The sequence below is a fragment of the Pseudodesulfovibrio cashew genome, assembly GCF_009762795.1.
In the GTDB taxonomy this organism is placed as follows: domain Bacteria; phylum Desulfobacterota; class Desulfovibrionia; order Desulfovibrionales; family Desulfovibrionaceae; genus Pseudodesulfovibrio; species Pseudodesulfovibrio cashew.
Genome location: NZ_CP046400.1, coordinates 783,974 through 803,007 on the forward strand (window position 1 = coordinate 783,974; position 19,034 = coordinate 803,007).

The 19,034-nt window shown below is 60.6% G+C and carries 17 protein-coding genes and 1 pseudogene; 6 read left to right on the forward strand and 12 right to left on the reverse strand.

All coding sequences use genetic code 11. The features are described from left to right. The 3 genes and pseudogenes from GM415_RS03435 (at position 1) to GM415_RS03445 (ending at position 3,471) form a co-directional block, all read left to right on the forward strand. Positions 1-1,479 (forward strand): sulfotransferase, encoded by a 1,479-nt coding sequence (locus GM415_RS03435; protein ID WP_158946438.1) that lies wholly within the window; start codon positions 1-3, stop codon positions 1,477-1,479. A gap of 47 nt (positions 1,480-1,526) precedes the next feature. Next, a pseudogene (locus GM415_RS03440) lies at positions 1,527-1,646 on the forward strand (YjbQ family protein); the annotation flags it as partial. Positions 1,647-1,833: 187 nt separating this feature from the next. Further along, positions 1,834-3,471: a sensor domain-containing diguanylate cyclase gene (locus tag GM415_RS03445; RefSeq protein WP_158946439.1), complete on the forward strand. Its 1,638-nt coding sequence runs from the start codon at positions 1,834-1,836 to the stop codon at positions 3,469-3,471. A gap of 152 nt (positions 3,472-3,623) precedes the next feature. Here the strand turns inward: GM415_RS03445 and GM415_RS03450 are convergent, their stop codons facing one another. The 3 genes from GM415_RS03450 to GM415_RS03460 all read right to left on the reverse strand — a co-directional run bounded on the left by GM415_RS03450 (position 3,624) and on the right by GM415_RS03460 (position 6,986). Beyond that, entirely contained in the window at positions 3,624-4,172 is a 549-nt protein-coding gene (locus tag GM415_RS03450; RefSeq protein WP_158946440.1) for a hypothetical protein, read from the reverse strand. Positions 4,173-4,281: 109 nt separating this feature from the next. Then, positions 4,282-6,465: an ATP-binding protein gene (locus GM415_RS03455; RefSeq protein WP_158946441.1), complete on the reverse strand. Its 2,184-nt coding sequence runs from the start codon at positions 6,463-6,465 to the stop codon at positions 4,282-4,284. A 143-nt stretch (positions 6,466-6,608) separates the two neighbouring features. Continuing rightward, positions 6,609-6,986 (reverse strand): winged helix-turn-helix transcriptional regulator, encoded by a 378-nt coding sequence (locus tag GM415_RS03460; protein WP_158946442.1) that lies wholly within the window; start codon positions 6,984-6,986, stop codon positions 6,609-6,611. 160 nt (positions 6,987-7,146) lie between these two features. Here GM415_RS03460 and GM415_RS03465 point away from each other — a divergent pair, with 160 nt between their 5' ends. Genes GM415_RS03465 through GM415_RS03475 form a run of 3 tightly spaced genes read left to right on the forward strand, consistent with a single transcriptional unit; the run spans position 7,147 to position 8,957 of the window. Continuing rightward, a complete protein-coding gene (locus GM415_RS03465; protein ID WP_158946443.1) occupies positions 7,147-7,656 on the forward strand; it encodes a nitroreductase family protein in 510 nt (169 codons plus the stop codon). A 38-nt stretch (positions 7,657-7,694) separates the two neighbouring features. Beyond that, positions 7,695-8,354, forward strand: coding sequence for a flavodoxin family protein (locus GM415_RS03470; RefSeq protein WP_158946444.1), 660 nt, complete (start codon positions 7,695-7,697; stop codon positions 8,352-8,354). A 27-nt stretch (positions 8,355-8,381) separates the two neighbouring features. Beyond that, entirely contained in the window at positions 8,382-8,957 is a 576-nt protein-coding gene (locus GM415_RS03475; RefSeq protein WP_158946445.1) for a flavodoxin family protein, read from the forward strand. A gap of 1,061 nt (positions 8,958-10,018) precedes the next feature. Here the strand turns inward: GM415_RS03475 and GM415_RS03480 are convergent. The 9 genes from GM415_RS03480 to GM415_RS03520 form a co-directional block, all read right to left on the reverse strand. Further along, positions 10,019-10,441 carry a hypothetical protein gene (locus GM415_RS03480; protein ID WP_158946446.1) on the reverse strand — a complete coding sequence of 141 codons (423 nt, stop codon included), beginning with the start codon at positions 10,439-10,441 and terminating at the stop codon, positions 10,019-10,021. Positions 10,442-10,888: 447 nt separating this feature from the next. Next, positions 10,889-13,186, reverse strand: a complete 2,298-nt coding sequence (locus tag GM415_RS03485; protein ID WP_158946447.1) for a PAS domain S-box protein — start codon at positions 13,184-13,186, stop codon at positions 10,889-10,891. 109 nt (positions 13,187-13,295) lie between these two features. Next, positions 13,296-14,159, reverse strand: a complete 864-nt coding sequence (locus tag GM415_RS03490; RefSeq protein ID WP_242012338.1) for a zinc dependent phospholipase C family protein — start codon at positions 14,157-14,159, stop codon at positions 13,296-13,298. A gap of 237 nt (positions 14,160-14,396) precedes the next feature. Continuing rightward, the gene (locus GM415_RS03495; protein WP_158946449.1) at positions 14,397-15,170 is read right to left on the reverse strand and encodes an HD-GYP domain-containing protein; all 774 of its coding nucleotides are present in this window, start codon (positions 15,168-15,170) and stop codon (positions 14,397-14,399) included. A gap of 3 nt (positions 15,171-15,173) precedes the next feature. After that, complete coding sequence (locus GM415_RS03500) at positions 15,174-15,995, reverse strand: NmrA family NAD(P)-binding protein (RefSeq protein ID WP_158946450.1); 822 nt, start codon at positions 15,993-15,995, stop codon at positions 15,174-15,176. Between the two features lie 319 nt (positions 15,996-16,314). Further along, the gene (metW, locus tag GM415_RS03505) at positions 16,315-16,920 is read right to left on the reverse strand and encodes a methionine biosynthesis protein MetW (protein ID WP_158946451.1); all 606 of its coding nucleotides are present in this window, start codon (positions 16,918-16,920) and stop codon (positions 16,315-16,317) included. After that, positions 16,910-18,124 carry a homoserine O-acetyltransferase MetX gene (metX, locus tag GM415_RS03510; protein ID WP_158946452.1) on the reverse strand — a complete coding sequence of 405 codons (1,215 nt, stop codon included), beginning with the start codon at positions 18,122-18,124 and terminating at the stop codon, positions 16,910-16,912. Before metX ends, metW begins: the two co-directional genes overlap by 11 nt. Before the next feature lie 86 nt (positions 18,125-18,210). Beyond that, complete coding sequence (gene fosX / locus GM415_RS03515; RefSeq protein WP_158946453.1) at positions 18,211-18,624, reverse strand: FosX/FosE/FosI family fosfomycin resistance hydrolase; 414 nt, start codon at positions 18,622-18,624, stop codon at positions 18,211-18,213. 5 nt (positions 18,625-18,629) lie between these two features. Continuing rightward, positions 18,630-19,031, reverse strand: coding sequence for a rhodanese-like domain-containing protein (locus tag GM415_RS03520; RefSeq protein ID WP_199244330.1), 402 nt, complete (start codon positions 19,029-19,031; stop codon positions 18,630-18,632). Positions 19,032-19,034: the final 3 nt, after the last annotated feature.

The following is a 19,034-nucleotide window of genomic DNA, read 5'->3' on the forward strand; positions in this document are numbered from 1 at the left end:
GTGCTGTACGTCGGGGTGGCCATACTGGTCTTGGGATTCGTCGTTCTTCTGAAGGCGTTCGGGCTGGTGGACAAGGCCAACAGGACCATCGCCTGCTCTAAGGAATCGGTTGATATCATCCGCAACCCCGGGTTGGGTGACGACGACAAGGAGAAGGCGCTGCAGGCCAACTCCAAGCAACTTTTCCTGCTTTTCTTCCAATTGACCCTGGGGTGTGCCGCGGCGCTGCTGCTGCCCGCCGCCGTGGTCTGGGGGTTGGACAAGGCCGGGCTCATGTCCTTTGACGAGGTCGTGGCCTTTACCCTTTCCTGGGAGTTCCTGCTCGGCACCACGCTCCTTATCGTCGTCCTTTTCTATGTCATGCGGAAAAACAAGAGCGATCATGACTACGAGATCCGCTACTCCCTGTTCGACCGCGCCCTGCACCATATCGCCTTCAAGGCGGTCATTCCGCAACTCTCCCTGGCCGACATGGAAGACTCCATGTTCAAGGACGAACTGGCCAAGGCCGAAAACAAATCTCCGGTTTTCATCACCGGCCTCCCCCGTGGAGGCACCACCCTGGTCCTCGACATGTGCTTCAGCCTCAAGGAGTTCGCGGCCCATCGCTACCGGGACATGCCCTTCCTGCTCGTCCCCATGCTCTGGGACAAGTTCTCCCACAAGTTCCAGAAGGGCGACGAAAAACGGGAACGGGCCCACGGCGACGGGATGATGGTCAGTGTGGACAGCCCGGAGGCCCTCGAGGAGATGGTCTGGAAACCGTTCTGGAAAAAGCAGTACGGCAAAGATCGGATTTTCCCCTGGGGCACCAAGTCCGACTCCGCCTTCGACGAATTCTTCGACAAGCACATGCAGAAGATCATCGCCTTGCGGCAGAAAGCCACGGGTGCGCATTGCCGTTACGTCTCAAAGAACAACCTGAACATCTCACGCGTCGACTACCTGACCAAGACCTTCCCTGAAGCCAAGGTCATCATCCCGTACATGCACCCTCTGGTGCAGGCGCAATCCCTGCTGAAGCAGCACCGCAACTTCCTCGGCATCCACAAGGACGACCCGTTCGCCAGCACCTACATGGAAGGGGTCGGCCACTACGACTTTGGCGACAACATCCGCCCCATCGATTTTAACGGCTGGTTCGACAACCGGCAGTTTAAGGACTTCAACACCATGAACTTCTGGATCGAATACTGGACCGTGGCCTACGGGCAGCTCCTGTCCAAGGCCGGCGGCAACGTCTACCTCCACTCCCATGAAGCCCTGTGCCAGGACACGGAAAACGTCCTCGCCAAGCTGGCCGACATCCTGGATGTCGACGATCGCGAGGGCTTCATGAAGAACGAAGCGATGATCTGGAAAACTCCGCCGCCCGAAGTGAGCACGGAAGGCATTGATCCCGAGTTACTCAAAAGGGCAGAGGGGCTTTACAAGCGGCTGCGTGCCAACTCTTTGGTGCCGGAGGACTACCCAAGTTAACGAAATTTACGCGCTGCGCACTCGGTTACGCACATCATATACTAAATGAGGTCGTGGTGGCCGTCACCGAGGGCCAACTCGACTTCGGCACCTGGGAGCGCATCTTCTACGGCGAATTCGACGGACGCAGGGAGAAATCCGTGCTGATCAAGATCATAGGAGAATAAGGACGATCAAACCGAGTCAGCGTCCGTGACGCAGATCGGAAACCGCCCCGGTAAGAGGCGCTCGAAAAGGGGTGTTGCAAGACATAAAAACCGAACAATCCAACAACATATAATAGACATGACGTTTTCGCACGCATAGGCTGAGTGATCTTCTACGCCGATTCTTTCAACGTTCGGGAGCGTCAATATGGGTGAGCCGCCAATCCAACTCAAGGAAAAGAAAATCATTAAAAGGGCTCTCAATCTCTTTCTTTTCCTTTTTCTGCTCTTCGGCAGCCTCCTTGGGGGGATGGTCGCCATCTACTACCAGGCGCAATTAAGCAACACCATCTCCCGGCTCAAGGAAGAAGAGGTGGGCACGCTTGAGCAACAGGGCAAAAGTATTGCTCATGATTTCGATGACATAATAAGCGATCTGTCATTTCTGGCGGGGCAGAACGAACTCAGGGAATATCTCGATACGGGAGACCCGCACCTCTTGCAGAAGATAGCACGGGAGTACTCCGAATTTGCCCTTTGCAAGAAGATGTATGATCAGGTCCGTTTTCTGGATGCCACAGGCATGGAGATCGTCAGGGTCAACTACAAAGCCGGGGAGACCAGCATCGTCCCTCGATCCGAACTGCAAAGCAAGGCGAAACGCTATTATTTCACCGACGCCATCAAGCTGAAGGCCGGTGAAATATTTGTTTCTCCCCTGGACCTGAACATTGAACGGGGGCAGATTGAACAACCGCTGAAGCCGATGATGCGTTTCGCCACGCCCATCCTGGACTTCAAAGGGGAAAAACGCGGTATCATACTAGTCAATTATCTTGCGGGAGAGCTCCTGGAAACGATACGAACCATGTTCGATACCGGTCCCGGGCACCCCATGCTCATCAATAATGAAGGCTACTTCCTCTTGAGTGAAGACCCTGCAAAGGAGTGGGGATTCATGATCCCCGAGCGGGCAACAAGCAACTTCGCCTCCAGTCATCCCGAGGAGTGGAGCAAGATCACGGCCGCCAAGACGGTCCAACTGAGAACGGACCTGGGGCTATTCACGGCCAAAAAGATTTTCCCGATCCGACAGGCCCGAGTCTCCCGAGAAGGCTCTCACCAATCCCCCCAGGCAACGATTGCCGGGCGAGCCCCGGATAACTATTTCTGGGTCCTGATGACGCACGTACCCCAGGAAACCATGCTGCGGGGCATTTCCCAACTCCGGGTCAAGCTGTTCCTGCTTGGAGCGGGGCTCTTCGTCGTCATCTCACTGATAGCCTGGCTCCTGGCCCTGGCCATAACCAAGCGGCGGATTTACCAGAGCCAGCTTGTCACCATGGCGCTGTACGACTCCCTGACGGAATTGCCGAACCGCAAGCTATTTGCCGAACGCCTGGAGAGAGCGCTTGATCATGCGAAGAGGCACGGCCGCCGAATGGGGCTGCTCTATGTGGACCTGGACGGCTTCAAAAACGTCAACGATTCACTGGGCCACGAGGCAGGAGATGAACTCCTGATCCAGGTAAGCGGAATATTGACCGGGACCACCAGAAAATCCGATACTGTCGCGCGTCTCGGAGGAGACGAATTCGCCGTTATCCTGACGGAGATCAATTCCATTGAGGATGCCGTGTCGGCAGGAAACAAAATCATCGAATCCCTGTGCGTCCCCTTCAAGCTCAAGTCCGGCACCATGACAATCGGGGCCAGCATAGGCGCATCCGTGTATCCGGATGACGCCGACACCATCGAACTGCTCATCAAGAAAGCGGATAAGGCCATGTATACGTCAAAGGCCAACGGGAAGAACAACTGCACGCCCGCAACCGAAACGACGTAGCCCTTTGCTGTCAGCCTCTCTGCTTCGATTAAAGGCAAGGCCGCCTGAAGCAGAGCCCGTAACACAGGCTATGCCGGAGGTCCGGTTCGCCTGACAATGGAGCCGGTTGGGATCAGGGCCGAACGAAGCGGAAGGAATTCGGTCAACAGGATCTAGCGGGTCTCCGCCAGATAGCCCAGCTCGCGGGAAAAGTCGTCGGTGTCCATGGGCTGGCCGTGCAGCAGATGCCCAAGCCGCATCATCTGTCCGGCGGGAAAATCCTTGGACCAGCGGTCGTAGTAGCCGGAAAATCCATACATCCAGAGCAACTCCGAGGCCTGGGTAAAGACCTGCCCTGCCAGAGCACGCCAACCGGTGCTGGTCTCGATGCGCCAGACAGGGTGCTCCGCACCGCCCACTTCGCGCTTGCCCTTGAATTCCACCACAAGGTCCAGCATGCCGCCGGGCCGGGGCACGACAGTCCAATAATAGACCCAGCCCTCGCCGCCCCATTCGAAAGCCAGGTGGCGGTACTCGGCGTCCTTGTCCGGAGCCGCTTCCAGGCCGTGCGCGTCGCACAGGCAGGCGAACAGATCCTTCAGGGGCTCGGAAAAGGTGGACCGTACGCTCAGGTCGTAGTGGGAACCGTTGTGGACAATGCGCGACTCCAGCCATCCCGCCTTGGCCTCGGTCAGAAAGAACTCGAACTGCTCACCGGACATGCATACCTCGTTCTGGGTTGGGGTTGCCGGAGTGTACACGACAAACGGCGGGGAGGCAAAAGGACAACCCCCGGAAAATCCACCCGCTTCCGGGGCTGGCGGGGAGGCGCTACAGGGCCTCTGCGGCCCGCTCCATGTAGTCCACCTCAGCCTTCAATTCGTCCATTCTCCGGACGCTCAGTTCCGCGTCCTCGCGCCGCGCCGCGTTCTCCAGCCGAATGGCGGCCCGCCGGACCCTCTCCGCCCCGATGGTCCCGGCAACGGACTTGAGGGTATGGGCCTGGAGCGCAGTCTCGCGCAGGGCGCCGGAAGCGACTCCCTGCCCAGCGAGGCGGCACTTCACCCGTATCTCCTCCAGGGCCTTGGGGATGAGGAAACCGACGTCGTCGAACGAAACGCCGAGGGCCTCGGCGGCCATGGCGGGATCAAGCACCGGGGCTTCCTCGGGCTCGACAGTTGGAGGTGCTTCCGGGACGCTTCCGCCGCCCACGACCTCTCGCAGGGCAGAGCCGAGCTCGCCCAGCCCAACGGGCTTGGTCACGAACCCGTTCATGCCGGACCGCTCGCACCGCTTGCGGACGTCGTCCAGGGCATGAGCGGTGACGGCCACGATCGGAATGTCAGAACGACGGACAGGGGCGGGCCCGCCCTCACCGCTGCGGATGCACCGGGTGACATCGTACCCGTCCATGCCAGGCATCTCCAAATCCATGAGGACCACGTCGAAGTCCTTCTCCGCCAGGAGCCTGAGGGCCTCGGCCCCATTCTCGGCCACTTCGGTCACCATGCCGATCCGCTCCAGTAGCACCTTTTCCACCTGGATATTGACGGGATTATCCTCAACCAGGAGCACTCGGGAAGATCGCACCGGGGGCGGCTCGCTCCATGACGCGAAGCTCGGCTTCGAAACGCGGGCGCCATCCCCCGTCTCGAATCGGGCCGTGAAGACGAACTCGCTGCCCCCCCCTCCCGGATTGGCAAGGTATATCTCCCCGTCCATGCGCTCCACCAGAGTCTTGCAGATGGACAACCCGAGCCCGGAACCGCCGATGGAACGCGAGGAGGAACCAGCGGCCTGAATGAAGGGCTCGAAAATGGTCCGTGCCTTGTCTTCCGGGATGCCCATGCCGCTGTCCTTCACCGAAAAGCGGACCCACGTACCGCCTGTCCCGTCTCCGCCATACGGGCCGGCCGTCACCCGGATGGAGCCCCGGTCAGTGAACTTGACGCTGTTGCCGAGAAGATTGATGAGCACCTGCCGCAGCCTGCCCGGATCTCCCTTGAGAAAGCGGGGCGTGCCCGCCATTATCTCAAAGTCCATGTCCAGCCCCTTTTGACTGGCCTGGAGGCGCACGGTCCGTACTGCGGAAAGAACGACCTCCGGCAGGTCGAAGTTCTCGCTGGACAGACGCAGCCGCCCGGCTTCGATGCGAGAAATGTCCAGGATATCTTCGATTATGCCAAGGAGATGCCGCGCGGACTCCCTGGCGGTTTCGACATACTCGCGCTGTTCCCCGGAGACCGGAGTGCTCAGGAGCGCCTCGGTCATGCCGAGGATGGAATTCATGGGGGTACGAATTTCATGACTCATGGAGGCCAGGAAGTCCGACTTGGCCCCGTTGGCGGCCTCGGCCCGTGCCCTGGCCTCCTCAAGCTGGCGGTGCTTCTTTTCGATGATCCGCTTGTTCATGAACTCACGCAGGAAGCCGCCACGGGTTATACGCCCGATGATCAGCGAGACCCAGGTGAGGAGAACCACGTTGAGAAGATGAAACCTGGCAGAGACGCCGGGCGGCGCGAACAGGACCATGGCCCCGGTCAGTGTGCTCAACCCCACCGCCTGAAGCAGGAGAACCTGCCGCTGAGACAGGATCAGATAGGCGGGCGGACCGAGCAGGAGCAGATATACGGGGTCGAGGGTCTGCCTGACGGAAAAAGAGATGCAGACCACCACGACGATATACACCAGGAGAAAAAACAGGAAGCATTGCCAGGCCCAGGAATGCCTCGGGCTAAGGTCGGCGGGGCCGGAAAGCCCCTTCAAAGCGAGCAGCAGGGCCCCGGCTCCGGCAAGGCCCACGATGCGTACGAACGCCAGCGTCCTCCAAAGATCAGGAAGCCTGGTGCCAAACGAAACATAGTCCATGGCAGAGAACAGGATCAGCGCCACGATCACCAGCCATGCCACCGGCTTGAGCCTGCGGCAGTTGGAAAGAGTAACAGCGCGGTGAAACTCCGCCGCCATTTCCTCGGGCGGGCCTGGTTCCCGCAGCAATGCAGCAAGCTTTTCCATCGCTACCCCCTGGAGTTCAGGAGTAATCCGCCGTCTCCTAGCGGCGGGTCCCCCTCGTCAACGGGACGTGCCCGCAACCGAAGAGAGGTTACAATTATACTCCAACGAAAACTCCAGCGAAAGGAAAAATCTCCTTAATACGATCAGACTGCTTTTGCGCTATCCTCCTCGGCTGCTGCCCAATCTTCGTATCCGTTCCCCCATCGACTCAGGGAGTCGATGACCGGCATCACGGACCGGCCCAATTCCGTCAGGGAATACTCAACCTTGGGCGGCACCTGCGGGTAGACCTCGCGGCTGACGATGCCGTCCGACTCCAGTTCCCGGAGCTGCTGGGTGAGCATCTTCTGGGTGATGTTTGGGATGGACCGCTTCACCTCGCTGAAACGCAACGTGCCCTCGCTGCCCAGCCGGTAGATGATGATCGGCTTCCACTTACCGCCGATAACCTGGAGCGTCAGCTCCACGCTGCAATAGTATTGCTTGCCCCGGCACCACTTCAGCCCGCATGTCTTGGCCATGTTCTTTCTTTTCTCCCTCACCGCCCTCCCATTTTCGGGGCGGCCCATGGTTTCCATTTGGTAACTACGATACTTTATTGTGCGTACTTGATCTTTTTGCACCAATAGCAGAGAAAATGAGCATCGTAAATAACGCCCGACAGGGCAAAGGAGCGACGCCATGCACGCCATAGAAGCGATCAAGACCCGGCGGTCCATCCGCAAGTACACCGATGCCCCCGTATCCGAAGAGCTGATCCGCGAAATCCTGGAAGCGGCCATGCTGGCCCCGAGCGCGGGCAATCAGCAACCCTGGCAGTTCGTGGTGGTGGACGACCGGGAGATCCTGGATTCACTGCCCTCCATCCATCCCTACCTGTCCATGGTGCGGCAGGCTCCCGTCGGCATCCTGGTCTGCGGCGACCAGAGCAAGGAAAAATATCCGGGCTACTGGGTGCAGGACTGCTCCGCGGCGGTCCAGAACCTGTTGCTGGCGGCGCATGCCCTGGGGCTCGGCGCGGTCTGGACCGGCATCCACCCCATGGAAGACCGCGTTGCCGCGTTCCGGGAACGGTTCAACCTGCCCGACGAAGTGATCCCCCTGGCCTTCATTCCCCTGGGCCACCCTGCCCAGGAGGTCAAATCCGAGAGCCGCTACCGGGAAGACCGGGTCCACAGCAACACATATTAAGAAGCGTCGAGAATTGTCGACGCGTCAAGGAGAACTCCATGAAGATTCTGGCATTCAACGGCAGCCCGCGCCGGGGCAAATGGAATACGGCGACCATGCTCGAAAACGCGCTGGAGGGCGCCCGCTCCGCCGGGGCCGAGACCGAACTGATCAACCTCTACAAGCTCGACTTCAAAGGGTGCTCTAGCTGCTTCGCCTGCAAGCGCAAGGACAGGAAGGAGACCGGCGTCTGCGTACTCCGCGACGACCTCCAGCCAGTGCTCGAACAGGTCCGCGAGGCCGACGGCCTGCTGCTCGGCACACCCGTGTACTACGGGGCTGAGACCTCGACCATGCGCGCCTTCATGGAGCGCCTCCAGTTCCCCTACCTCAACTACGAGAACTACGCCGAGTCCCACTTCCCGCGAAAAATCCCCACCGGCCTGATCTACACCATGAACGTCAATAAGGAGTTGGCCGAATCCATGGGCTACCCCGCCGTGTTCGAACGGGCCCGGAACTACCTCGCCATGCACTTCGGCTCCTGCGAACTGCTTGAGGCCAACTACACCACGCAGTACGATGACTACGCCAAGTACGAAGCCAACGCTCCGGGCGAGGACAAGGCCGCCTACCGCGCGGCTCACTTCGAAGACGACTGCCGCAAGGCGTATGAACTGGGCGTCCGTCTGGCCTCCGGCATTCCGGCCGACAAATAACAGATCAATATACTAGGAGAAAGCATCATGAAAGTCGTCGCATTGAATGGCTCCGCCCGCGAGGGCGGCAACACCGCCGACATGATAAAACGCGTCTTTTCCGTCCTTGAAGCGGAAGGCATCGAGACCGAACTGATCCACATCGGCGGCAAGCCGCTTCGTGGGTGCATCGCCTGCTACAAGTGTTTCGAGAACAAGGACCGCCGCTGCGCCGTGAACAAGGACGCCATGAACGACTACATTGCGGCCATGGACTCGGCGGACGCCATCATCCTGGGCTCGCCCACCTACTTCGCCAACATCTCCGCCGAGATGAAGGCGCTCATCGACCGGGCCGGTCTGGTCGCCCGGGCCAACGGGGATATGTTCGCGCGCAAGGTGGGCGCGGGCGTGGTGGCCAACCGCAGGGGCGGAGCCATGCAGGCGTTCAACGCCCTCAACGCGCTCTTCCTCATCGGCCAGATGATCGTACCCGGCGCGGACTACTGGAACCTGGGGCATGGCCTGCAGAAGGGCGACGTGCTGGACGATGCCGAAGCCATGACGACCATGGAGTGCCTTGGCCGGAACATGGCCTGGCTGCTCAAGAAGCTGGCGGATTGATCTCTGCGCAGGGCTTTGACGGCCTCGCACAAGAGCGAGTAATCGAAAAAGCGGCTGCCATCTGGCAGCCGCTTTTCATTGATGTTGAAATCAGATGTGGAAACCGCCTTCGGCGGATTTTCCAGGTGATTTCGCCTCCGGCGGCCAAAGGGCTATGACCCTTTGGAATCCCGCTGTCGCCTGCGGCGAGGATCACATTGCAAATCAGAATGATGCCATCTAGCGCCCCAAAAAAACCAATTATCCTTAACTCATCCAGACACACTGCCCAGCGTGGACAGTAGCCGCCAGAGCAGATTTAAAATCAATTATTCAAGTATATTGCAGCGTTCCAACTCTGCAAAAACGTACATTGGCGACATAAGTGACAGGGGTTATGTGTCCGATTATGTGTCCGATTTCCTACATACTGTCATCGTGTTGAAATCACGGGGAAATCAGGATATTGGGTCCGCTTTTTGGCAAATGATGGCTTGAGTTAAGTGAAGCACCTCAAACTGCTCAGTTTCAACTGACTGAGACTCTTGAAACTACGCGCCCAGGACGCTGGGCAGCGCATTAGTATAAAAGCCCCGGCGGCAATTCCACCGGGGCTTTTGGCTTTCTTTTGCCGGAGTCAGCTTCCATCGGTAAGCATAATGGTTGGCGCTTTGTCCGGGCATATCATTCTTGCCGCTTCGAAAGCCGCTTCCTTGGTCTTCTTGGTTATTATTGGCCCCGGGCCACTGAAATTATCCCAAGTTGGCGAGTCACTTAATATACGCCTTTTACCGGCCCATATTGTAATCCGTTTGACCATGTGTCGCTGGTCGCCAACCAAAAATAGTTCTTTTTTCGTCGAGTCATAAACCTGCTTCATGCGTACCTGAGCTTCAGCTGTCAGGGAGATGACCAATACATAGTGGTATCCATCCGTGGGGAGAGGTTGCCAGACTTCGCCACGCAAACGCCACACCTCGATATTTGTCACATCACTACATGAAAGCACCAATCTAGATTCTGCCCATGCATTAGTGGAAATGAGGAGGACGACGAAAAAAATGGCCTTTAGGAATCTCAACTTAACCTCTTATAAAATATTGGACACTCGAATTGTCGGCACCACCGTACATGAGCATAACAACCCAAGGCAATGGAATTTCGCCGAATTTCGTAAATTCAAATGACCGGGACTGTCCCGGATACATATGTCCAGTATCTCTCCAAACATCACCATCGACTTGAACTTGCGCGCCGGACAAAAAGGGTCCGAGATTCTTAACCTCAACAACTATCTTCTGTCCTGTACTGAACGAATGCGTCTCTCTGCTGCCATACCCATCAAGAACACCCATAATGTTGACGCCGATGTAGTGCTTTTTAATCTCGCACTTGCAGTTTGGGTGCGGTCTTTCAGGCTCCGAGATGTATTTCAATCCTGCCATTGCCTTGCATTTGTCACACGCATTCGGTTTAGGATGCACTGTCCAATAGTAGCCTTTCATATCCTCGCCAACTGGGGAAGATTTGCTAGCAACGCTGCTCATATGCTTGGGCATCCCATAAATCAGTTGGTCATCCCGATGTGTTGAACCCATTTTTCGGCCATTTTCATTTCTCCTTGTAAGTGATTTTCGGAACTGCGCCCAATGCGCTGTTCAAAGTTGCGAAAACCGTAACACGGGTTTTTGAGGCCAAAGAGGTAGAACACCAATATGTCCGTAAAATGCAGTCGTATGTCGGCTAAATGCACGGCGTGGTCGATGAAATACACCGTAAAAACCGCATTATTCGCTTGACATGTTTTGATAACGGTCTGAATCCGCCGGGTGGACGGAAGAAGAACAAAGAAAAAGGACACCAATCTAATCGATTGATGTCCTTGTTTCATTCTGGCGGAGCCGACGAGACTCGAACTCGCGGCCTCCGGCGTGACAGGGCGGACGCCCGGATCAGGCGGGAAGGGTCACGGTGACCGTGGTCTCGCCCGGCACCGAGGTATCCAGGCCGATGTCCCCGCCATGGGTGCGGGCGATGAGCCGGGCGGAATAGGTGCCGATGCCGGTGCCGCCGTTGTTGCTGGCCGTGGTGTAGCGGTCGAAAAAGGTCTCGCGCACGGCCATGGGTACCTCGCCGCTGTTGCGGATGGATATCCGGGCCGCGCCGTTGCGGCACAGGACGACGGACACGCTCCCGCCCGGCGGCGATGCCTGGAAGGCGTTGAGCAGCAGATTGGAGAGCATGGACTTGAGCAGCGGCTCGTCGGCCAGGACCATAAAGCCGTCCTCGTCCAACTCCGTCTCCACCTGGATGCCCACGCTGATGCCCTTGTCGCGGATCAGATTGCGCAGCTCGCTCTTGACGAACTCCACCACACGGAGCACGTCCACGATGTCCTTGCGCAGCTTGTAACTCCCGGACTCCATCTTGTAGAGCTCCAGGGACCTATTGATCAGTTGAAGCATGGAGTCGCCGGCTTCCTGGATCGTGTCCAGCATGACCACCTGCGTGGGATTGAGCCCGCCCTGATCCTTTACCTCCTGCGGCAGCCCGACCACCGCGCCAAGCGGCGTCTTCAGGTCGTGCCGGGCCATGCGCTCCACGTCCTCGCGCAGGGCCTCGGCCCGCTTGCGATCCGAGATGTCGCGGCCCACGCCCTGCATGCCGATGAGCTCCCGCTCCTCGTTGAGCAACAGCCCGAAACGGGTCTCCAGCCAGACAGTGGTCTCATCCGCGCACTGAAATTCCAGATCCATGATGGTGGACGGGGGCTTTCCCTCGCCCCCCATGCGCTCCACGAGCCTGTCCATGGCCTCGTCGAAGACACGGGCGGACTGGGGCGCCAGAAAATCGGTGATGGGACGACTGAGCACGTCGTGGCGCATGAACCCGCGAAGCGTCTCGTCGGACGGGCTGACGTAGGTGAAGCGGCGCCCGGCGTCCAAACCCATGATGATGTCGGTGACGTTCTCGGCCAGCAGACGATACTGGCGCTCCGACTGCTTGAGCGCCTCCTCCATGAGTCTGCGATCCGTGACGTCCGTTCCCACGCACAGGATCTCGGACAGGCAACCGTCCCGGTCCAGAACCGCTTCGTTGGCCCAGGCCACCCAGACCATCTCGCCGTTCTTGCGCGTGTTGAGAATCTCGTTGAAGAGGTTGCCCGAGGGGTCGTGAAGCAGCCGGTGGATATGCCGCTTCAGGGACTTGCCTTCCTCGGACTGCTTCGGAATCAGTGTCCCCACCAGGGGGTTGCCGACCAACTGCCCCGGGCCGTAGCCAAAGAAACGCTCGGCGTATTCATTGCAGAAAGTGATGGTCCCGGCGGTGTCGATACGCAGGATGATGGACTTGGCGTTCTGAACCAGATGGCGATACCGCTCCCGCTCCTTGGCTCCCTTGAGAAGAAAATGCACGGTGGCGAGCAGCAGTCCTGTAGCCAGCAGGACCAGGAAACCGCCGCCGTAAAGGATGTTTCCACTGTTGGGGGTGCTGGTCCAGCCTCCTTCCGGCACGGCGCCGAGCTGCCAATGCCCCTCGGGGACCGCCACGTTCACGGACACGGGCAGGTCGTCGAAAACAGTTTCCCGACCACGGAAGACGGTCTCCCGTCCTCCCTGATCCTGGGAGCGGACGGCCACGTTCAGGGACAGGCCGTCCCCATCGGCCCCGGAATCCCGAAACAGCGGCTCCACATCCACCTCTTCCATGACCACGCCCCAGTATCGACTGCTCCCGCCCCCGGGAGGCTGAAGATACACCGGCACCGCGAGAACGAGGGTCTCGCCGCCCCGGGCGTCGGGCGCAGGCAGGGTCATCTGGGAGGTGCGGTGGGCCATGGCCCGCAGGACAAGCTCGCGGACCTGGACGGGCACGTCCGTAAGCAGGTTACGCCCGGACCACTTTTCCCGGCTCTCGGGGGGATAGACCAGGGTGACACTGTTTTCCCTGGCCGCCACCACGCTCCTGACTCCCGGTGTGCGCTCCATGAGCCCGGAGACGAACGCTTCGAAATCGGCCTGGCCGGAGCGGGGCGCGGCGACAAGCAGAGAGCGGACGGCTTCGCCCAGCCGCCGCCGTGCGTCGAGCCTGTCTTCCAGCTTGGCGCGGAAGATCGAAAGCTTGTGAAAGACCTCCAGGCGCTGGCCCCGGGAGTGCCGCTCCTGCTCTGAGGAATACTCGAGGAACAGGGCTGCGCCCAACGCGAGGCCGACGATCAGGGGGATGAGATAGGTTATGCGTCTTGACATGAATTCCGGCAAAAAGAGGTTCCCGCACTCCGCACCCTGCGGAATACGGCTCACATTCTACCAGAAGGTGAAACTAAATCAAAAGGAATGTGGAAAAAAAGGGGCGGCGCTATCCGATGGCGCTGACCGCTTGTCCGGTCCCGGTCCACAACTCCGGCAGCGCGGTCAGATGCACGTGGGGAACGAACAGGGAGGCCTTGGTCCTGGCCCTTGGATGAGCGGCGCGCATCTCGCGCACCAGCCGCAGGTTGCGCGAACCGATGGGGTCGAAAGTGTAGGCCACGGTTTGCTTTTGGTCGCTCAGCAGATCGAAGACCACCCGCCGGGAAAGATCGTACATCTTGTCCAGGTGATCGTCTGATGCGGGCCACGGCAGCAGCCTGTCCGCCAGGCGCAGGGACCTGGACCACTCCTTGGAGCGGGCCAGTCGCAGGCTGCCCTTGACGATCTGCTTCTTGAGCAGGAAGGGAAGACGCCCCTTGTCCATGGCCGTGAGCAGGGTCCGGTCCGTGTCGCGGTTGGGCCTGCGGAACAGGGCCAGGGCGGACTCCCGCTCGGCCTGGAACCGGTTGTCGGCCTGGGCCTCCACGTAGACGTGGGAGAGCTTGCCGCCCGAGGGCATGGTCCACAGGGTGTTGGGAACGTAGTAGTTGTGGGCCACCACGTCCGCGGCCAGGTGGGTGAGATAGCCGTAGGCGTAGGCGGTGACGTGCGGGCCGGACGCCGAGTTGAGCAGCTTGAGGCCGGTCACCCAGTTGTGGCTGTGACCGGGATTGAACTCCGTGCCCTTGCCGATGAAGATGTCCGCCGACAGGCAGCCGTAGAGAAAGGCCTCACGGTGATGGGAGAGCAGGCCGCCAAGGAGCGGCGGCAGGCAGCCGAGGTGCGCCAGCACGGTGTTGCCCAGGGCGAGATGCACACCCGGCCCCCAGGCCAGGGCCTCGCCCGGCGCAAGTACGGCGACGACCGCCAATATAAGTATCGAAAGGATTGCCTTCATAAGAATGCGTCACACCCCGCAGAAGGAGTAGATAAGGCCACGGGGTCAAAAGTCAATGAGTATTTTGCCCTCCAGTCCGGGCGGAAACCGCCCTGAAACCATGTCTTCCGCCGGGGACAAAACAAAAACTTCCACTGAAACGGAGGGTTCGGACCCGCGCCTGCGGCAAGGCCCCTTCGCCGCCCTGCCGGGCCACTTTTCTTTGCCGGACTACTCTTCCATGCCGCCGGACTCGATCTCGTCAATAAAGGCGTCCACCAGTTCGGCGTCCAGGGCGTTGCCCGCCAGTTCGCCGAGGATGCGAAAGGCCTCGCCCGGGGTCCTGCCGCGCTGGTAGGGCCGGTTGGTGGTCATGGCGTCGAAGCAGTCGGCCACGGCCAGGACGCGGCCCCCCAGCGGGATTTCGTCCCCGCACAGGCCGCGCGGATAGCCGCGCCCGTCCATGCGCTCATGATGGCAGTAGACATAGTCCAGGACAGGCCCGAGGAAGTCGAGGTTGCAGAGGATGTCGTAGCCCCAGCGCGGATGGGAGCGGATCTCCAGAAGCATGTCCTGATTGAACGCGGTGCCGTCGCTGGAAAAAATCTGGTCGCTAAAACCGATCTTGCCGATGTCGTGAAGGATGCCCGCCATGCGGATGTGCTCGGTCTCGTCCTCGGGCAGACCCAGGCGGACGGCCAGCCGCTCGGCATAGGCCCCCACGCGCTCGCCGTGCCCTTCGGTGTAGGCGTCGCGCGCCCCCAGAGCCCCGGCCACTGCGGTGACCGTGTTCAGGGTGTTGGCCTTGATCCGGTCGTTGAGCATCTCCAGGTGCTGCTCCCTGGCCTCGATGCGGACCATCATGAGGGATACGGCCTCGGCCAGCTCGCGCACGTCGTCCGGGTACTGCGGTCCGGTCAGTTCGAGAATCTCCTGCGAGTAGTTGCCCGCGGCCACATCCTTGATGGCCCGGAGCAACCGCTCCTGCCCCTTGCCCGGCGTCACAGGTCAGCTCCAGGAACCGGCGTTTCCGGCCACGAACTCCGCAAAGGAACGCGCCGGGGTCCCGGACAGGAACTCCACGGCCTTGGTCACGTTGCCGGCCATGCCGAGCTTGACCACCCGGCTCAGGCTGACCAGCATGTTCACGGTCCAGGCCGAGGTCTGCTCGGCAACCAGCCGCTCCACATAGACTTCTTCGCTCACCGGCGCATAGGCGACCTTGACGCCCGCCCCCTCGGAGATGGCCGCGGCCACGTCCGCACCGCTCAGGCCCTCGGGGCCGGTCAGGGCGTACATGCGGTTCTCGTGCTCTCCGGGGACCGCAAACAGTGTCGCGGCGCAGTCGGCCACGTCTCGGGCGTCGATGTAGCTGACCGTGGAATCATCCTCGGCCAGCTCCAGGGAACCGGCGCGAATCATGTCCGCCAGGTCCGTGGTAAAAATCTGCATCAGTGTATTGGGCCGCAGGATGGTGAAAGGGATGCCCGAGTCCTCCACGAACTGGTCGATCATGCCCTGCTCCCGCCCCAGCCTCCAGTGGGCGTCGGATGAGGCCGCGTAGCGCGAGCACTGAACGATGTAGCCAATCCCCGCCGCTTTGGCCGCCGTCACGGCCAAGTGCCCTGCCCGGCTCATGCCCTCCATGAGCGGCACGTCCAGAAACAGCTTGTCGCAGCCGGCCATGGCCTCGGCCATGGAGTCGCTGTCGGCGAAGTCCATGTTCTCGCCGTGGACTCCGGCCACGGCCTCCACGCCGTCCGCCGCCAACCTGTCCATCAACGCCCTGCCTATCTCGCCGGAGGCTCCGGCCACGAAAACCTTGCTCATATCAAATGCTCCGATCCATCGAACCGATGGAGATGGTTACGGTATTTCAGACCGCGAAACGCTACACCAAACAGCGGTGAATTACCACCGCCCAGCGGGGAGAATTGCGCGTGGGACGGACAAGTGGAAATGAAATCAGATTTTGAAGCCGCCTTCGGCGAAGCTACCCAAAGGGGAAACAATACGGCCAGACACAGCATCCCGGCACGGACCATGCGCCCGCACGGCTCTGAGCGAAGCGAACATAAAAAGTTTGGGAGGGTCCAGGGAACCCTTTTCAAAGGGTTCCCTGGCCGCCGGAGGCATTCCCCCGCACGGCCTAACGCTCGGGCTGGCCTAGCATGAAGATACCGAAGGTGGCGAACAGGTTGGGCAGGAAGGTGATGACCCGCCCCTTGGTGTCGTGGTGGTGGGTGGAGATGGCTACCTCGCGCACGATGGGCACGCCGAGCTGGCGGCAGAAGCGGCGAAAGTCGATGATGGGGATGACCCGGATGTTGGGCGTGTCGTACCACTCGTAGGGCAGCTCCTTGGACACGGGCGCTCGGCCGGTGAAGAACATCTGAAAACGGTTCCTGATGTGCGTGAAGTTGGGAAAAGAGACGATACACTGCCGCCCCACGCGGAGCATCTCGCGGATGAGCGTGGCCGGGTCGTAGACCTGCTGCAGGGTCTGGGAGAGGATTACGTAGTCGAAGACGTTGTCCGGGTAGTCCTCGATCTCCTCGTAGATGTCGCCGTGGATGACCGAGAGGCCCTTGGCGATGGCCTGTCCGGCGGCCTCCTCATCGATCTCGATGCCGGTGCCAAGGGTGGACTTCTCATGCCGCAGGTGGTCCAGGAGCGAACCAGAACGGCAGCCGAGGTCGAGCACCTTGGAGCCCGGCTCGATCCAGGAGGCGATTACCTGAAGATCAAAGCGCATCGCAGCTACCTCCGTTGGTGAATCCGGCGGGACACGCGCCGCCCTCTTCCCCGGCCCTGCCAAGGAACCCGGCGATGAGCGAATTGAGCCGCTCGTTGGGCAGCAGGAAGGCGTCATGGCCCCACGGGGCCTCGATCTCGCAGAAGCAGACGTCCAGGCCGTTCTTTTTCATGGCCTTGACCATGTCGCGGGACTGATAGGTGGGGTAGAGCCAGTCCGAGGTGAAGGAAACCACCAGGTAGCGGCAGGAGGCGCGGGCGAACGCGGCCACCAGGGAGCCGTCCCCGTGCTGGTTCTCCAGGTTGAAATAGTCGGCGGCCTTGGTCAGGTAGAGGAAGGAGTTGGCGTCGAAGCGGTCCACGAACTTGTTGCCCTGGTAGCGCAGATAGGACTCCACCTGAAAATCGGCCTCGAAGTCGAAGGAGAGCTGGTGACGGTCCTGCAGGCGGCGGTCGAACTTGTGGCGCATGGACTCGTCCGAGAGATAGGTGATGTGCCCGACCATACGGGCCACGGCCAGGCCGTGCTCGGGCCGCCCGGTTTCGTGGTAGTCGCCGCCGTTCCACTTGGGGTCGGCCATGATGGCCTGGCGGGCCACTTCGTTGAAGGCGATGGCCTGGGCCGAGTGCTTGGTGGTGGTGGCCAGGGGCACTGCTGCGCGGACCCGGTCGGGGTAGCGCACGGACCACTCCAGCACCTGCATGCCGCCCACGGACCCGCCGATGACGGCCTGGAGCGTGCCGATGCCCAGATGATCGACAAGGCGGCGCTGGCAGCGGACCATGTCGCCGATGGTGACCACAGGGAACCCGGTGCCGTAGGGCTTTCCGGTCTTCGGATCGGGCGAGACGGGCCCGGTGGAGCCCATGCACCCGCCGATGACGTTGGAGCAGATGACGAAATACTTGTCGGTGTCGATGGGCTTGCCCGGCCCGACCATGATCTCCCACCACCCGGGCTTGGGGTCGTCCTCGGAGTGCACCCCGGCCACGTGCGCGTCGCCGGTCAGGGCGTGACAGATCAAGATTGCGTTGGACCTATCCTCGTTCAGGGTGCCGCAGGTCTCGTAGGCCAAGGTCACGGGCCCCAGGGTCCGCCCGGACTCCAGGACCAGCTCGTCCCCTTCCCCACCGAAGGTGAAGGTGCGCTTTTCCACCACCCCGACGGAACGGGCGGCGTCATGGTTATCGATATATTCGCTCATGATGGGCTCAAGGTAAGGCGGAGCGGAGGCGGGGTCAACATTTCCGCCCATCACAACCGCTAATGGCAGGCATAAGGGAGCCCGGCTCAGGATCGGACAACGCCCGCGTAGGCGTCCAGCCTCTCTTCCAGCGTGCCCGTGTGCAGTTCGAAAAGGTGGTTGTCGAAATCGTGAAAATAGAGCGAACGGCCTTCCCCCTGTATGCGGGGACGCTCCTCCCGCGTGGCCACGCCTATCTCCCGGACCCTGTCCCGATACTCGTCGAACTGCTCGCCGGGAATCTTGAAGGCGATGTGGTTGTAGCTCGTCGTCGGAAGCGGCTCGCCCTCCATGATAGCCAGCCAGATGCCTCCGATGAGAAAGAACCGCTCGGGCGAAATGGAGTGGGTGTCCGGACCGCTCGCGTACACCTCCTCGGCGTCGAATATCCTTTTGAGAAACTCCGACATTCGCTCCAGGTCGCTTACGATCAACGTGAGGTGGCTCAGCCCTTCGACCATGGCAGCTACCGCCCGCTCACGGTCTCGCCGCCGAAGAGTTTCCAGGCGAGCATGCCCCAGGTGAGGTTGGAGACGTTGGTGTAGCCCCCCTCCAGCATCTGCCTGACCACGGGTGGGGAGCGGTGGCCGGTCATGCAGACCACTATCACGGGGTTGGTGGGGTCCGGGGCGACCTTGGCGAGGTCGGCCAGGGAGGCTGGATACGGCACGTTGTAGGCGCCGGGGATGTGAAAGGCCTCGTATTCGCCGGGGGTGCGCACATCTATGATGGTCGGCGCGTTCCCCTGGTTGAGCATGGTCTTGAGCGTCCACGGCGGAAGCGGGGACACGCCGAAGCCGAGCCACCAGCCCAGATCCCAGAGGACGAGCAGCCCGATAATCAGAAGGATTGTCGTCAATACACGCATGGC

Coding starts and splice junctions, on each gene's coding strand:
- metW (WP_158946451.1), bottom strand. CDS start 16,920: ATGCGCTTTGATCTTCAGGTAATCGCCTCCTGGATCGAGCCGGGCTCC.
- fosX (WP_158946453.1), bottom strand. CDS start 18,624: ATGGTCGAAGGGCTGAGCCACCTCACGTTGATCGTAAGCGACCTGGAG.
- GM415_RS03500 (WP_158946450.1), bottom strand. CDS start 15,995: ATGAGCAAGGTTTTCGTGGCCGGAGCCTCCGGCGAGATAGGCAGGGCG.
- GM415_RS03470 (WP_158946444.1), top strand. CDS start 7,695: ATGAAGATTCTGGCATTCAACGGCAGCCCGCGCCGGGGCAAATGGAAT.
- GM415_RS03455 (WP_158946441.1), bottom strand. CDS start 6,465: ATGGAAAAGCTTGCTGCATTGCTGCGGGAACCAGGCCCGCCCGAGGAA.
- GM415_RS03475 (WP_158946445.1), top strand. CDS start 8,382: ATGAAAGTCGTCGCATTGAATGGCTCCGCCCGCGAGGGCGGCAACACC.
- GM415_RS03465 (WP_158946443.1), top strand. CDS start 7,147: ATGCACGCCATAGAAGCGATCAAGACCCGGCGGTCCATCCGCAAGTAC.
- GM415_RS03485 (WP_158946447.1), bottom strand. CDS start 13,186: ATGTCAAGACGCATAACCTATCTCATCCCCCTGATCGTCGGCCTCGCG.
- GM415_RS03460 (WP_158946442.1), bottom strand. CDS start 6,986: ATGGCCAAGACATGCGGGCTGAAGTGGTGCCGGGGCAAGCAATACTAT.
- GM415_RS03450 (WP_158946440.1), bottom strand. CDS start 4,172: ATGTCCGGTGAGCAGTTCGAGTTCTTTCTGACCGAGGCCAAGGCGGGA.
- metX (WP_158946452.1), bottom strand. CDS start 18,124: ATGAGCGAATATATCGATAACCATGACGCCGCCCGTTCCGTCGGGGTG.
- GM415_RS03520 (WP_199244330.1), bottom strand. CDS start 19,031: ATGCGTGTATTGACGACAATCCTTCTGATTATCGGGCTGCTCGTCCTC.
- GM415_RS03480 (WP_158946446.1), bottom strand. CDS start 10,441: ATGAAAGGCTACTATTGGACAGTGCATCCTAAACCGAATGCGTGTGAC.
- GM415_RS03445 (WP_158946439.1), top strand. CDS start 1,834: ATGGGTGAGCCGCCAATCCAACTCAAGGAAAAGAAAATCATTAAAAGG.